General features: G+C 72.2%; 15 protein-coding genes. 9 read left to right on the top strand and 6 right to left on the bottom strand.

All coding sequences use genetic code 11. The features are described 5' to 3' along the window. Both ABZY57_RS29245 and ABZY57_RS29240 read right to left on the bottom strand, forming a co-directional pair. Nucleotides 1-998 (bottom strand): DUF6596 domain-containing protein (locus ABZY57_RS29245; RefSeq protein WP_356516985.1); only part of this gene is annotated, 998 nt, incomplete at its 3' end. Nucleotides 999-1,067: 69 nt separating this feature from the next. Further along, nucleotides 1,068-1,427 (bottom strand): YciI family protein, encoded by a 360-nt coding sequence (locus ABZY57_RS29240; RefSeq protein ID WP_266875698.1) that lies wholly within the window; start codon nucleotides 1,425-1,427, stop codon nucleotides 1,068-1,070. A 205-nt stretch (nucleotides 1,428-1,632) separates the two neighbouring features. Between ABZY57_RS29240 and ABZY57_RS29235 the strand changes: the two genes are divergently transcribed. Then, the gene (locus tag ABZY57_RS29235; protein WP_356516983.1) at nucleotides 1,633-2,007 is read left to right on the top strand and encodes a hypothetical protein; all 375 of its coding nucleotides are present in this window, start codon (nucleotides 1,633-1,635) and stop codon (nucleotides 2,005-2,007) included. 64 nt (nucleotides 2,008-2,071) lie between these two features. Here ABZY57_RS29235 and ABZY57_RS29230 read toward each other — a convergent pair whose 3' ends face one another. Continuing rightward, entirely contained in the window at nucleotides 2,072-2,341 is a 270-nt protein-coding gene (locus tag ABZY57_RS29230; protein ID WP_356516981.1) for a hypothetical protein, read from the bottom strand. Between the two features lie 101 nt (nucleotides 2,342-2,442). Between ABZY57_RS29230 and ABZY57_RS29225 the strand changes: the two genes are divergently transcribed. From ABZY57_RS29225 to ABZY57_RS29200, 6 genes are all read left to right on the top strand, one after another. Then, entirely contained in the window at nucleotides 2,443-2,781 is a 339-nt protein-coding gene (locus tag ABZY57_RS29225) for a thioredoxin domain-containing protein (protein WP_356516979.1), read from the top strand. 386 nt (nucleotides 2,782-3,167) lie between these two features. Further along, nucleotides 3,168-3,377: a three-helix bundle dimerization domain-containing protein gene (locus ABZY57_RS29220; protein ID WP_356516977.1), complete on the top strand. Its 210-nt coding sequence runs from the start codon at nucleotides 3,168-3,170 to the stop codon at nucleotides 3,375-3,377. A 31-nt stretch (nucleotides 3,378-3,408) separates the two neighbouring features. Beyond that, the gene (locus tag ABZY57_RS29215) at nucleotides 3,409-4,380 is read left to right on the top strand and encodes a polyphosphate kinase 2 family protein (protein ID WP_356516975.1); all 972 of its coding nucleotides are present in this window, start codon (nucleotides 3,409-3,411) and stop codon (nucleotides 4,378-4,380) included. Nucleotides 4,381-4,443: 63 nt separating this feature from the next. Beyond that, on the top strand, nucleotides 4,444-7,164 hold the full coding sequence (locus tag ABZY57_RS29210; protein WP_356516973.1) for an HAD-IC family P-type ATPase: 2,721 nt from the start codon (nucleotides 4,444-4,446) through the stop codon (nucleotides 7,162-7,164). Nucleotides 7,165-7,177: 13 nt separating this feature from the next. After that, a complete protein-coding gene (sulP, locus tag ABZY57_RS29205; protein WP_356516971.1) occupies nucleotides 7,178-8,950 on the top strand; it encodes a sulfate permease in 1,773 nt (590 codons plus the stop codon). Between the two features lie 61 nt (nucleotides 8,951-9,011). Then, nucleotides 9,012-10,691 carry an alpha/beta hydrolase gene (locus ABZY57_RS29200; RefSeq protein WP_356516969.1) on the top strand — a complete coding sequence of 560 codons (1,680 nt, stop codon included), beginning with the start codon at nucleotides 9,012-9,014 and terminating at the stop codon, nucleotides 10,689-10,691. Between the two features lie 17 nt (nucleotides 10,692-10,708). Here ABZY57_RS29200 and ABZY57_RS29195 read toward each other — a convergent pair whose 3' ends face one another. The 3 genes from ABZY57_RS29195 to ABZY57_RS29185 form a co-directional block, all read right to left on the bottom strand. Beyond that, the gene (locus ABZY57_RS29195; RefSeq protein ID WP_356516967.1) at nucleotides 10,709-11,455 is read right to left on the bottom strand and encodes a type II CAAX endopeptidase family protein; all 747 of its coding nucleotides are present in this window, start codon (nucleotides 11,453-11,455) and stop codon (nucleotides 10,709-10,711) included. Nucleotides 11,456-11,528: 73 nt separating this feature from the next. Then, the gene (locus ABZY57_RS29190) at nucleotides 11,529-11,825 is read right to left on the bottom strand and encodes an amphi-Trp domain-containing protein (protein WP_356516963.1); all 297 of its coding nucleotides are present in this window, start codon (nucleotides 11,823-11,825) and stop codon (nucleotides 11,529-11,531) included. Between the two features lie 167 nt (nucleotides 11,826-11,992). After that, nucleotides 11,993-13,027 (bottom strand): BtrH N-terminal domain-containing protein, encoded by a 1,035-nt coding sequence (locus ABZY57_RS29185; protein WP_356516961.1) that lies wholly within the window; start codon nucleotides 13,025-13,027, stop codon nucleotides 11,993-11,995. A 113-nt stretch (nucleotides 13,028-13,140) separates the two neighbouring features. Here ABZY57_RS29185 and ABZY57_RS29180 point away from each other — a divergent pair, with 113 nt between their 5' ends. After that, complete coding sequence (locus ABZY57_RS29180; protein ID WP_356516959.1) at nucleotides 13,141-13,494, top strand: DUF1304 domain-containing protein; 354 nt, start codon at nucleotides 13,141-13,143, stop codon at nucleotides 13,492-13,494. Continuing rightward, nucleotides 13,491-13,879 (top strand): TetR/AcrR family transcriptional regulator (locus ABZY57_RS29175; protein WP_356516957.1); only part of this gene is annotated, 389 nt, incomplete at its 3' end. The genes ABZY57_RS29180 and ABZY57_RS29175, both read left to right, overlap by 4 nt.

The following is a 13,879-nucleotide window of genomic DNA, read 5'->3' as shown; positions in this document are numbered from 1 at the left end:
CGGTTGAGTTCGATCACCGGTGACGGGATCAGCAGGACGAGCCGTCCGTAGAGGGCGGCGATCGTCCGCCAGTCGGTGTCCTCGTAGCGGACGGCGTCGGCGTGACAGCCGGCGATGGCGGCCTGGAGGGAGTAGGGGCCGGAGCCCGCCCGGTGCAGGGCATCGACGCCGCGACGGATCAGCAGCCGGTTCCACTTGGCCCGGTTCTGGTCGGCGAGCAGCACCGGCTCCCCGTCCGGGCCGGTGCGGGTGGCGATCCGCGAGGCCTGGAACTCCAGCAGCGCCGCCAGGCCGTGCACCTCGGGTTCCTTGGGCATCAGGCCGGCCAGGACCCGGGCGAGGCGCAGGGCGTCCTCGCACAGGGCGGGGCGGACGAGGTCGTCGCCGGCCGTGGCCGAGTAGCCCTCGTTGAAGACGAGGTAGATGACCTCCAGGACGGATGCGAGGCGCTCTTCGCGGTCCGCTCCGTACGGGACTTCGAAGGGCACCGCGGCTTGTCCGAGCGCCCGCTTCGCCCGGACGATCCGCTGGGCGACCGTCGGTTCGGGGCAGAGGAAGGCGCGGGCGATCTCCTGGGTCGTCAGGCCGCCCATCAGCCGCAGGGTCAGCGCGATGCGGGCGTCGGTGGCGAGGACGGGGTGGCAGGCGGTGAAGATCAGCCGCAGCAGGTCGTCGTCGATGGACTCGGGGTCCGCGAGCGCGCCGTCCTCCTCCGGCGGCGGCACGTCCTCCAGGGTGCGGCCCACCTCAGCGAGCTTGCGGGCGTAGGTCTCCTTGCGGCGGACGAGGTCGATGGCCCGGTGCTTGGCGGTGGCCATCAGCCAGGCCCCGGGCTTGTCGGGCACCCCGGAGGCCGGCCACTGCTCCAGCGCCGCGACCAGTGCGTCCTGGGTGATCTCCTCGGCGATGCCGACGTCGCGCACGATCCGGGCGACGCCCGCGATGATCCGCGCGGACTCGATCCTGAACACCGCTTCGACCGCTCGGGTCGCACTCACTGCCGTCACGGCTACCCATCAGAGCAGCCGTGACGAGGCAGGGCAAACGGCGCGGGGCGGTGCCGGGCGTCAGCTTCCGTCGAGCTGACGGAGCTCGGCGCCGACGGTCCAGTTCTCGGGGTGGATCTCCAGGAAGCGCTTGGTCCACTCCAGCGCCTCGTCCTTGTCCTTGCACTGCATGAGGGCGTACCCGCCGACGACCTCCTTGGTCTCGGTGAAGGGCCCGTCGGTGTAGCTGAGCTTCCCGCCGGACCAGGTGACCCTGGTCCCCTCGGAGGTGGGGAGCAGGCCGGCGGTGTCGAGCATGACCCCGGCCTTGGTGATCTCCTCCATCAGGGCGCCCATGCGGTCGTTGAAGTCGGCCGGGAAGGGGGTGTCGGGGGTGAGGTTCTGCTCGTCGATGCGGATGAGCGAAAGGAAGCGCGGCATGGTGACTCCTCGGTGGTGGAGGACGGGGGCTCTCCCCGCCTCTCACCCCTGCGTCGAACGGGAGACGCCGGGATCGACAGCTTCCCGGAAAAATCTTCGGAGCTTTTCGGGGCGCGCTCGTCGGCACGGATTCCGGGCGCCGGCCCCCGCCGGGCTACCGGCGAGTAGGATCGCCGGGCCCCAGGCCCCTCCGAGAGGATCCCCGATGCCGCGCACACCTTCCTCCCCGCTCCTGCTCGCCGGCCTGCTGGCGGGCGCGGCGGTGGCCCACGCGGTCAAGCCCAGGCAGTTCGACGCGATCGTGCCGCGCTCGCTGCCCGGCAGCCCGCGCCAGTGGACGTACGCGAGCGGCGTGGCGGAGCTCGCGCTCGCGGCCGGCGTGGCCCACCCGCGCACCCGGCGGGTCGCGGCGCTGGCGACGGCGGCGTTCTTCGTCGGCGTGTTCCCCGCGAACGTCAAGATGGCCGCCGACGCCCGCCACCGCTCCCCCGCCCTGCGGGCCGTGGCCCTGGGACGGCTGCCGCTCCAGATCCCGCTGGTGCTGTGGGCGCGCAAGGTCGGCCTGAACGCGGCGGGCTGAGGCCGCCCGGTCAAGGCGGCCCGGCGCCTGCCAGCCACTGCCCGCTGCCCCGACTGCCGCTGCCTCAGCGGCTGTCGCCCGTCCAGTCCCAGTGACCGGGATCGCCGGCGCGGCGGCGGTAGTGCGCCCGGCCGCCGGGCCCGTACCGCCCTATCTCCGTGGGGAGCCTGGCCTCTTCGGCGAGCTGCGCGCCGCTCCAGCCCGTGATGTCGAGCAGCAGTCCGTCGAGGGGTCCGCCCACGAGTTCTCCGTAGGCGTGCCCCGGGAGCGGACCCGGGTCGGGGTCGTCGTGGTCGGCGCCGTAGACCCGGCGCCGGAGCATCCTGTCGTCCATACCGGTCAGCTTCACAGACGCCACTGACAACGCCCCGGCGGGCCGAGCGGCGATGATGGGACCCGTTCGGATCGCACGGCACACGAAGCGGAGCACCATCCATGGCACGTCGGGTACACCAGCCACTGGAGGACCAGGAGTTCGAGTTCATCCTCGGTATGACGGACGGGCCGGTGCTCGCCTACTTCTGCGGGAGCTGGCCCAAGGCCCTGGGGCCCTGCCGCGCGATGGACGCGGTCGTCGCCGATCTGGCGCAGGAGTACGGGACCCGGCTGACGGCGGTGCGCGTGGACATCACCCGCTGCCCGGCGCAGACCAAGCGGTACGAGGTGACAGGGGCTCCGACGGCCGTCCTCATCGCCGGCGGTGAACCGGTGGCCACCCAGCCCGGCCCGATGACGGCCCAGGAGTTCCGGGTGTTCCTCGACGCCCACCTCTGAGGACGCCTCCACGGGCGGTCGGCGTTTCCCACGTCTGACCAGGTAGGGCCGGCTTTGCCAGGGCCGATGCCGACCTGCGGGCTTGTCGGCGCTTGGCCGGGTGGATCGGTTGGGGTGGCCGACGCCCTTCGGTCTCGAACGCCGCCACCATCGCGGCAGGGCACCCCGCAGCCGTGCACCCAATGGGCGATCTTGTCCCGTCTGGCGGAGAATCACCATGACGTACACCCTCACCCGATGTCGGCATGCGCGGATCGGCGATCCGAAGGTCGTGGGATATGGCACCTGTAACGCTCCAGGGCGCGGAACGGACCGCGACCCCGCCCGCCCGGGAAGATCCTGGGGCGCGAACGACGGATGAGCGGTCACCCACCCCGGAGGAGCTCGTGTCCGTCCGGATGACCGTGGCCCGGCTGAAGGTGGCCTACCCGGGGGTCGACGCGGACACCGTGGAGGCGACGGTCGAGGCCGCGTACGACGCGTACCGGCGGGCCAGGGTCAGGAAGTACGTCCCGATCCTGGCCGAGCGCCGGTCCCGGAAGGCGCTCGCCGCCGCCACCGGAAGCACCCCGGACACAGCGGGGGACGGGCCGTGACCGCCGGGGACCGGGGAAGGGACGAGCGCTGATGTCCGACGACAGAGCCGAACGCATCGCGGACTTCATCGAGCCGCTGCGGGTGCGACCGGGGTCGAAGGTGCGTCTGGAACGGGACTTCGATCCCCGCTACAAGGCCGGCATGAAGAAGCGGGACGGGACCGAACTGCTGCGGACCGGGGTGTCGCTGCTCGCCGAGTACCAGGAGCGGCTGGCGGCCCAGGACACGTACGGCGTGGTGCTCTGCCTCCAGGCACTCGACGCCGGGGGCAAGGACGGGACGATCCGGCACGTGATGAGCGGCGTCAACCCCCAGGGCGTCCGGGTCAGCAGCTTCAAGGTGCCGTCCTCCGAGGAACTCGAACACGACTACCTGTGGCGTTACGCCCGGCGGCTGCCGCAGCGCGGCGAGATCGCCATCTTCAACCGCTCGCACTACGAGGAGGTCCTCGTCGTACGGGTCCACCCCGAAGTCCTCCTGCGGCAGAAGCTGCCGCAGGACGTGCTCGGGCCTGACCTCTGGGACCGGCGCTACCGGGAGATCAACCGCTGGGAGCACTACCTCACGGACAACGGGTTCAAGGTGGTGAAGATCTTCCTGAACCTGTCCAAGGAGGAGCAGCGCACCCGCTTCCTGAAACGGATCGACCTGCCGGAGAAGAACTGGAAGTTCTCCGCCGCCGACGTCCGGGAGCGGCGCCGGTGGGACGACTACCAGGAGGCGTTCTCCGAGATGCTGTCGGCCACGAGCACGAAGTGGGCGCCGTGGTACGTCGTGCCGGCGGACCGGAAGTGGTTCGCGCGGATCTGCTCGGCGGCGGTCCTCGCGCACACCCTGATGGACATCGATCCGCAGTACCCCGATGTGGGCGAGGAGGCCCGCAAGGATCTCCTGGTCACGAAGCGGAGCCTGGAGCGGGAGGCCCCGGCCGGAGCCGAGGCCGATCCGTACACCGCCCGGCACGGCAAGCCGAGCAGCAAGCCGAAGAAGAAGCGTGGCTAGCGGCCCTCGGACGGCGAGCGGCGGGCCCGGATGCGTACGCGGCCCCGGATCGGAGGCACAACCATGACGGTGCAGTCGGATTCCCTCGCGGAACAGCCCCGGGATGCCGGGGACGGCTGGTACGCACGCTCCCCCGAGGAGGTCATGGCGGCGTTCGGCGTCGATCCCGCGGCCGGCCTGTCGGCGGCGCGGGCCGCGGAGCTCCTGGCCGCGCACGGCCCGAACGCCCTGCCCGAGGAGGAGCGGCCCCCGGCCTGGCGCCGCTTCCTCGCCCAGTACCGCAGTTACATGCAGATCGTCCTGGTTGCGGCGGCCATCGTCTCGCTGGTCATCCAGGAGTGGACCACCGCGATCCTGTTGATCGTACTGACGCTGCTGAACGCGGTGGTGGGCCTGCGCCAGGAGGGCAAGGCCGAGAGCGCCATGAACGCGCTGAAGTCGATGATGAAGGCGACGGCCCGGGTGCGCAGGGACGGCAGGGAGGCCGAGATCCCCTCCGAGCAGCTCGTGGACGGAGATGTCGTGCTCATCTCCGCCGGGGACCAGGTACCGGCGGACGGACGTCTCGTCGAGGCCAGCGCCCTGCAGATCGACGAGTCGGCGCTCACCGGTGAGAGCGTTCCCGCCGCGAAGGAGACCGGCCCGCTGCCGGGCGGCGCGAGGTCGCCCGGCGACCAGACCAACACCGCGTTCATGAACACCCCGGTCACCCATGGCAGCGGTGTCATGATCGTCACGGCGACCGGTGCGGACACCGAGCTCGGCAAGATCTCCGGCATGCTGTCGGCCACCGAGAGGGAAGTGCCGCCGCTGACCAGGGAGCTCGACCGGCTGACCCTGTGGATCACGGGGGCGGCGGGCCTCACCATGATCGTGATGTTCGCCCTGGGGCGGCAGCGGGACCAGGCCTGGGACGTCCTGTTCGTCAGCGCGGTCTCGCTGGCCATCGCGGCCATTCCCGAGGCCCTGCCGACCGTGACGCAGGCGATCCTGTCCGTCGGGAGCCTGAACCTGGCGAAGCGGAACGCCATCGTCAAGGAACTGCCGTCGGTGGAGACGCTGGCGTTCACGTCGGCCATCAACTCGGACAAGACCGGCACCCTCACGATGAACCAGATGACCGCCGTCGAAGTGCTGAGCCCCACCGACCGGTACACGGTGTCGGGCACGGGCTACGGCCTGGAGGGCAAGATCCACCACGCCGCCGGGTCCGCCGCCGGGATCGAGGACGCGATCCTGCCGTACGTGGTGGCCAGCGACGCCAAGCTGGTGGGCGGCGAGGTGGTGGGCGATCCGACCGAAGGGGCACTGCTGGTGCTCGCGCACAAGGCCGGCCTGGACACCGACGCCACCAGGGACGCCCTCCCCCGGCTCGCCACGCTGCCGTTCGACCCCGAGTACAAGCTGATGGCCACCTTCCACTCGGCCGTCGACGCCTCCGGGCGGCAGGTCGTGCGCTGCTTCGTCAAAGGGGCGGCCCCCGCGGTGATGGGGCGGGCCGCCACCGCGCTCGCGGCGGGCGAGACCGTACCGTGGGACGCCGAGCTGCTCCGCCGTGCCGAGGCGCAGAACGAGCGGATGGGCGGCGAGGGACGGCGGGTGATGGCCGCGGCCATGCGTGACCTGGACCCGGACGGCTTCGACCCGGAGGGCGACCTGCTCGCGTACGTCACCGAACTGCGGATGACCAGTCTCGTCGGCATGGTCGATCCGCCGCGCGAGGAGGCCAGGGCCGCGGTGGCCGACGCGCAGGCGGCGCACATCCGGGTCCGCCTGGTGACCGGCGACGACGTCACGACCGGGGCGGCGATCGCCCGGCAGATCGGGATCCCCGGCGAGGCCGTGCTCGGCTCCGAATTCGCCGCCATGAGCGAGGAGGAGCAGATCGCCCGCATCGAGGGGATCGGAGTGGTGGGGCGGGTCGCCCCGGAGCACAAGGTGCTGCTCGCGAACACGCTCAAGAAGAAGGGCGAGGTCGTGGCGATGACCGGGGACGGTGTCAACGACGCGCCCGCCATCAAGGCCGCCGACATCGGCATCGCCATGGGCAGCGGCACGGACGTGGCGAAGAACGCCGGCCGCATGATCCTCTCCGACGACAACTTCGCCACGATCGTCTACGCCGTCGAGCAGGGCCGGACGATCTACGACAACCTCACCAAGTACATCCGGTTCGTGCTGCTCCTGCTGGTCACCTTCGTGCTGACGTTCCTCGGGGCCACCGTCTTCAACATCGCCGCGGGTGAGCCCTTCACCCCTCCGCAGGTGCTGTGGATCCACTTCGTCGTCAACGCCTCGTTCGGCTTCGCGCTCGGCTTCGACCGCGAAAGCGCCGGCCTCATGCGGCGCAGGCCGCGCCCGCGCGGGGAATCGGTGCTCACGCGGCCCGTGCTCATCACGGTCGGGCTCGGCGGGCTGGCGATCACCGTCCTCCTGCTCGGGCTGATCCGGCTCGGCCAGAGCCATTACGACAGCGTCGCGACGGGCCAGTCGATCGCGTTCACGGCCTTCTCCCTCTGCCTGATCGTGGCGGCGTTCGAGTGCCGCAGCGAGACGGAATCCGTGCTGACGGCCTCGACGTTCGACAGCAAGCAGATGAACTGGGTGGCCCTGGCCCAGCTCGTGCTCTCCGTGCTCGTGACCCAGATGGACGGCTTCCAGCGGATCCTCGGGACGACCGAGATCGACGCGCGGCAGTTCGGCTGGGCACTGCTGGCCGCCGTCGCCCTCCTGCTCGTATGGGAGCTGGGCAAGTTCGTGGCCCGCCGGTCGAGGACTGCGTGAGGAAGGCCGGCCCGTGACGAACCGGCACGACGGGCACGGGGTACTCTCCCGCTTCCGGGCAGTTCCCGGGATCCGCGCGGTGTCGTCCTACCGGCGCGAGTGGCTGCCCAAGGACCTGGTCGCAGGTGTCGTCCTGACCACGCTGCTGGTGCCGCAGGGCATGGCCTACGCCGAGCTGGCGGGCCTGCCGGCCGTCACCGGCCTCTACACGACGATCCTCTGCATGCTCGGGTACGCGGTGTTCGGGCCCTCCCGGATCCTGGTGCTCGGCCCGGACTCCTCCCTGGGCCCGATGATCGCCGCCACCGTGCTGCCCCTGGTGGCGGCCGACGGGGATCCCGAACGGGCCGTCGCGCTCGCGTCGATGCTCGCGGTCATGGTGGCGGCCATCATGATCCTGGCCTCGGTGGGGAAGCTCGGCTTCGTCGCCGACCTCATCTCCAAACCGACGATGATCGGCTACATGAACGGCCTGGCCCTGACCATTCTCATCGGCCAGCTCCCCAAGCTGCTCGGCTTCAAGGTCGAGGCGGACAACCTGATCGGCGAGTGCGCCGGGCTCGTGAGGAAGATCGCCGACGGAGCGGTGGTGCCGGCCGCCGCCGCCGTGGGCCTCGGCGGGATCGCTCTGATCCTGGTCCTGCAGCGCTTCCTGCCGAAGGTTCCCGCGGTGCTCGTGATGGTGGTCCTGGCGATCGCCGCGGCCGCCGTCCTCGACCTGGACGAGCACGGCGTGGGCCTGGTCGGCGTACTGCCCGAGGGCTTCCCGCCGTTCACGCTCCCCAGGGTGGAGCTCGCCGACCTCGCACCGCTCCTCGGCGGTGCGCTGGGCATCGCCCTGGTGTCGCTGGCCGACACGATCTCCAACGCGTCCGCCTTCGCGGCCCGCACCGGCCAGGAGGTCCGCGGCAACCAGGAGATGGCGGGCGTCGGTGCGGCCAACCTGGCGGCCGCCCTCTTCCAGGGCTTCCCCGTCAGCAGCAGCGGGTCCCGGACGGCGGTGGCGGAGCGGGCCGGCGCCCGGAGCCAGCTCACCGGGGTCGTCGGGGCGGCGCTCATCATCCTCATGCTCGTGGTGGTGCCGGGCCTGTTCCGCGACCTCCCCCAGCCGGCCCTCGCGGCCGTGGTCATCACCGCGTCGCTGTCGCTGGCCGACGTACCAGGAGCCGTACGGCTGTGGCACCAGCGCCGGGCGGAGTTCCTGCTCTGCTTCGCGGCCTTCGTCGGCGTGGCCCTGCTCGGCGTGCTGCCCGGCATCGCGATCGCCGTGGCCCTGTCCGTACTCAACGTCTTCCGGCGGGCCTGGTGGCCGTACGACACCGTGCTGGGGCGGGTCCGGGGTCTGGAGGGCTATCACGACATCCGCTCGTACCCGCACGCCGAGCAGTTGCCTGGCCTGGTGATCTACCGGTTCGATGCCCCGCTCTTCTTCGCCAACGCCAAGAACTTCCGGGACGAGGTCAGGCGGCTGGCCGGGGCGGACCCGCGGCCGAGCTGGATCGTGGTCGCGGCGGAGCCGATGACGGACGTGGACACCACCGCCGCCGACATCCTGGAAGAGCTCGACGCGGCACTCAACGCGAACGGGGTACACCTCGTGTTCGCCGAACTCAAGGACCCGGTGCGACAGAAGATCGAGGCCTACGAACTCACCCGGACCATCGACCCCCGGCACTTCTTCCCCACCGTGGAGGCCGCGGTCGCCGCCTTCCGGCTGCGCACCGGAGCGCAGTGGACCGCACCGGGCACCGACGGGAACGGTCTCCCGCCCACCGGCCCGACATGAGGGCCCTCACCCCGGATGGCACGAACGACAGGGCGGGGGCACCATGACCGTGGAGGACGCCATGAGCCAGGACCCGCCGGTCTCTCCCGCACAGGAGCGACCGGCCCGCGCACACCGACTGCGGCCCCGCCTGACGCTGCCCGGCTGCTGGGGAGCGCTCCTTCTGGCCTGTCTGTCCTTCACACCGTCGCTGCTCCCCCGCGGAGGCGTACTGCAGGGACTGGTCTGCGGCATCAGCGCGGCCATCGGCTACGGGCTGGGCGTGGTCGCCGCCTACGTGTGGCGCGCCTTCGCCGACCGGGACGCGCGCAGTCCCTCGCGCCGGTCGTGGCTCGTCCTGATCGTCGCCGCGGTCGTGCTCTTCGGCCTCGCGTTCGGGCTCGGCCAGTACTGGCAGCACGAGATCCGCCGGCTCATGGGCGTCACCGACTACAACGCCCTCGCCACCGTCGCCTGCCCCGTCGTCGCCGCCCTCGTCTTCCTGCTCCTGCTCCTGGCCGGGCGGGGGCTCCGGGCCCTGTACCACCGGGCCGCGGACCTGCTCGATCGCTGGATCGGCGGGCGGGCGGCGCGGGTGGTCGGCTGGCTCCTGGTGGCCGGCCTGGCGTGGGCGGCTTTCTCCGGGCTGCTGCTGAGCAGCTTCGTGACCGCGGCCAACGAGGCCTTCTCGCTGCGTGACACGGAGACCCCGGAAGGCGTGCACCAGCCCACGTCGGCGCTGCGCTCGGGCGGGCCGGGCTCGACCGTGCCCTGGGACTCCCTGGGCCGGCAGGGCCGGGCGTTCGCCGACGGCGGACCCTCGGCCCAGGAGATCGGCGCGTTCACCCACCGCACGGCGCAGGAGCCCATCCGCGCCTACGCCGGGCTGGAGACCTCCGACGACACGGAGACCCGGGCGGCCCGGGCCGTCGCGGACCTCGAACGGGCGGGCGGCTTCACCCGCGAGAACCTGCTCGTGATGACCACCACGGGCAGCGGCTGGGTCGATCCCGCCGCCGTGGACTCCTTCGAGTACCTGGGCAACGGCGACGCGGCCACCGTGGCGATCCAGTACTCCTACCTGCCGTCGTGGATGTCGTACCTGGTGGACCAGTCCAAGGCGCGCGAGGCCGGCCGCGATCTCTTCGACGCGGTCTACGACACATGGTCCAAGCTGCCCCCGGACCAGCGCCCGCGCCTGTTCGTGGCCGGTGAGAGCCTGGGGTCGTTCGGAGGTGAGACGGCCTTCAGCGGGGAGGCCGACCTGCGCAACCGCACCGCCGGCACCGTGTTCGTCGGGCCGCCCAACTTCAACACGCTGTTCCGTGAGTTCAGCGACCACCGTGACCCGGGCAGTCCCGAGATCGAACCCGTCTACCGGGAGGGGCGGACCGTCCGGTTCACCGACGATCCGGCCACCGGGACCCCTCCGGAGGACCGGCCGTGGAACGGTCCGCGGGTGGTCTACCTCATGCACCCGTCCGACCCGATCGTCTGGTGGAGCCCGAGCCTGGCTCTCACCGAGCCCGACTGGATCGGGGAGCGGCCCGGCTCGGACGTGCTCGAAGCCATGGTCTGGATCCCGTTCGTGACCTTCTGGCAGGTCACCGCCGACCTTCCGTTCTCGACCGGCGTACCGGACGGCCACGGCCACACGTACAAGGCCGCGTACGTCGACGCCTGGAACGACATCATGCGGCCCGGCGGATTCACCGCGCAGGACCTGAACGAGCTGAAGGACATCGTCTCCCCGCAGGACTGATCCCGCCCCGCCGCCGTTCAGCGCAGCAGGTACCCGACGAGGTAGCCGAAGGCGTTGACCGCCCAGTGCAGGCCCATGGGAGCCAGCAGGCTGCCGCTGCGGCGGCGCAGTTCGCAGAACAGGACGCCGGCCGCCGCCGTGAACAGCACGGCCCCCAGCACCGCCAGCACGGTCCCGAGGCCGGAGTCGCCGACGACCGAGGTCACGGCCGGTTTCGCGGACGCCAGGTGCAGTGACGGCAGCACGTGCCACAGCCCGAACAGCAGACTCGACACGGCGGTCGCCCGGACCGCCCCGCGGGCGCGGCGCACGAGGCCGTAGAGCACGCCGCGGAAGGCGATCTCCTCCACCAGTACCGTGCCGACGGGCACCAGGACGAACACGCGGAGCATCACCTCGCCCCCGTCCATCGCCTCGTACCGCCGGTCCTCGAACAGGCCCCTGGTGGCCGGCAGCAGGGCCCCGGCCAGGTAGACGAGACCGACCAGGCCGATCAGGACCAGCGCCCAACGGGCGCCGCGGGCCAGCGTGCCCCGGGCCAGACCCGCGTCCGCGAGGGTCCCGCCGGCCCAGCGGACCACGCCGAGGAGCAGGCCGCTGACCACGACGGCCGTCACCAGGCCCCACGGGCCCGACCAGCGGTTCAGGGCGAGGTTGGCGGCGACGAGGACGGCCACCGTGACTCCCACGGCCGGCCAGGTACCGATGCGTCGCGGGAGCCGGGGATGTCGCCGCCCGGCGTCATCGGCGGTGCTGCGGGCCATGCGAACCCACCTCGGTCATGACGACAGGTCAGTCGGGTTCATCGGGCACGCTCGGCCGTCGGCGACGCGCACGTCACGACGTCCGGTCCGCCCTGCCCCTGGTCCGGGCCGGCCGCTTCGCCCGTGACGGCGCGGCCTCGGACTGCACGGTGGGCCACTTGAGTTCAACCTCCAGCTCGACCTGCCCGTCGCCGACCTCGACCTCGATCTCCGTGCTGACTTCGTCGGGGACCTGCAGGCTCAGCGTCCCGGAGCCGAATTCCAGTTCGACGTTGCCGCCCTGCCTCAGCGCCTCCGCCAGTGCGGAGAGCTGATCAGCGGCCTCGAGGCGCGACAGGGAGCCCTTCTGCTCAAACTTGAGGTCCTTCACGATGTCTCCTGTCCCTCGAGCTACGCGGGATCATGCGACGCTCCCGCGGACGACGCCTCCTGCAAGCGTGCGCCGCGGCCGAGCTCACCGCACTCCCGGCCGGCTTCGGCGCGGCGCTGCCGGGCCGCTTTTGACGCGGGAGGGGCGGCCCCGGACCACCGGGCGAATCACTCCCCGGGCGCGGCCTCCGGCAGCAGTGCGACCGCCCGCCGCTCCAGCACCAGGGCGCCGTCCACGAGCTCGGCGCAGGCGTCGAAGAGCTCCCGCCGTCCCGCGGCGTCCGCCTCGGGGTCCGCCGTACGGGCAAGCTCCGCGAGCCGCGACCACTGCTGCCCGGAGTCGCGGAAGAGCGCCGCCGCCTCGCCGTGCCCGGCACGGTCGAGGAAGTCCGCGTACAGCGGGCGGGTGCCGCCCGGGGCGGTCCACTCCTCCTCCAGGCAGGCGTACAGCCGCCGCGTGCCCAGCGCGAAGGCCTCGGGCGTCGCGAAGCGGCGCTCCCAGCCGGTCCTGGTGCTCGTGTCGCGCAGTTGCGCGGCGAACTTCTCCATGCCGGAGAAGCCGAAGTTGACGTCGAAGTGGTTGCCGAGCACCGGCCCGGTGAGGCGGGAGGCCGTGGCGGCGATCGCCGCGTCCAGGTCGGGTTCGCCGGCGGGCTTCCCGGTCGTCACCACCATCTGGTGGCGGCCCTTCTTGTGCCCGGACCAGGCCGCGCCGAACTCCTCGCGGCCGATCGCGTACGGACCGCCGGCCCCGTCCAGACCGGCCGCCGGGTCGTCGACGTGGAAGGTGTCCCCGTCGTAGCCGACCACGGCCACCACGTACGGATCGGCGGCGGCCAGCTCGGCCATCGGCGCGGGGCCGTGCCAGGGGAGGCCGGACCGGTCGACGGTGCAGAACACGGGGGCCCCGGCGTCGAGTGCGGCCTCGACCCGGTTCCAGCGGGGCTTGGCGCTGCGCGTGGCCTCGTACGGGATGCGCAGGCGGCCGAGGGCGACCTGGACCCAGGGGTCGGGGTGGGCCTGGGCGACGATCGTCGGCATCGGCGGGTGGCCGGCGTACTCGAACACGAAGTACATGAAGCCGATACCGCCCGCCAGGCCCGCGACCAGGGCCTCTTCGTGCACGCTGCCGAGCGCGTGCCGGATCAGCGTGGCCTCGCGGTGGCGTCCGGGGGCGAAGTCTTCATATACGTGCGCAGTCATGCGGTCAGCGTAGCCGCGCCGCGGACCGCCGGCCGCGAACCGACTTCCTGTACAGTTGTCCAGGAAGTCGGGGAGGACCGCTCCCCGCTCGCCCCGCCCCCAGGGAGGTGGCCGTGCACACGGTCGCAACGATCCTCATCGGCCTCGTCGCCGCACTGCACGCCTACATCCTGGTGCTGGAGATGTTCCTGTGGCAGCGGCCGCCCGGCCGCGCCCTGTCCGGCTTCGACGCCGACACGGCCCGCCTGACCGCCCCGCTCGCCGCCAACCAGGGCCTCTACAACGGGTTCCTCGCCGCCGGCCTGGTCTGGTCGCTCGTCATCGACTCGCTCGCCACGCAGATCTTCTTCCTCGTCTGCGTGATCGTCGCCGGGGTGTACGGAGCCGCGACCGCAAACCGCCGCATCCTCGTCGCCCAGGCCCTGCCCGGCGCCCTCGCCCTCGGCGCGGCGCTGCTCGCGGGATGACCTCCCGCGAACAGGGCGCGCGGTCGCCCGCCGGACCGGGCGCGGACGCCACCCTGCGCACCGACCCCCGCACCGACCCCCGCACCGCCCGCACCAAGGCCCGGCTGCGCGAGAGCCTCCTCGCCGAGTGCGCGGACCGGCCGCTCGCCGAGGTCAGCGTCTCTGCGGTGGTCCGCCGGGCGGGCGTCGGCCGGGCCACGTTCTACCTGCACTACGAGGACCTCACCGCGCTCGCGGTGGACGCGTGCGCCGACGTCGTGCACGCGGCCGTCGACGCCCTGCACGCCTGGCAGGCGACCCCCTCGGCGCCCGCGCCGCCTCCCCCGGCCCGGCCCCCGGCCGAGCTGGCCGCGTTCCTCGGCGGCGCGGCCGACCGGGCCCCGCT

Origin of the sequence: Streptomyces sp. NPDC006450, assembly GCF_040612195.1 — a bacterium.
GTDB lineage: Bacteria > Actinomycetota > Actinomycetes > Streptomycetales > Streptomycetaceae > Streptomyces.
Note: the sequence above shows the minus strand (reverse complement) of the source record. Positions and strands in the feature narration are given on the sequence as shown.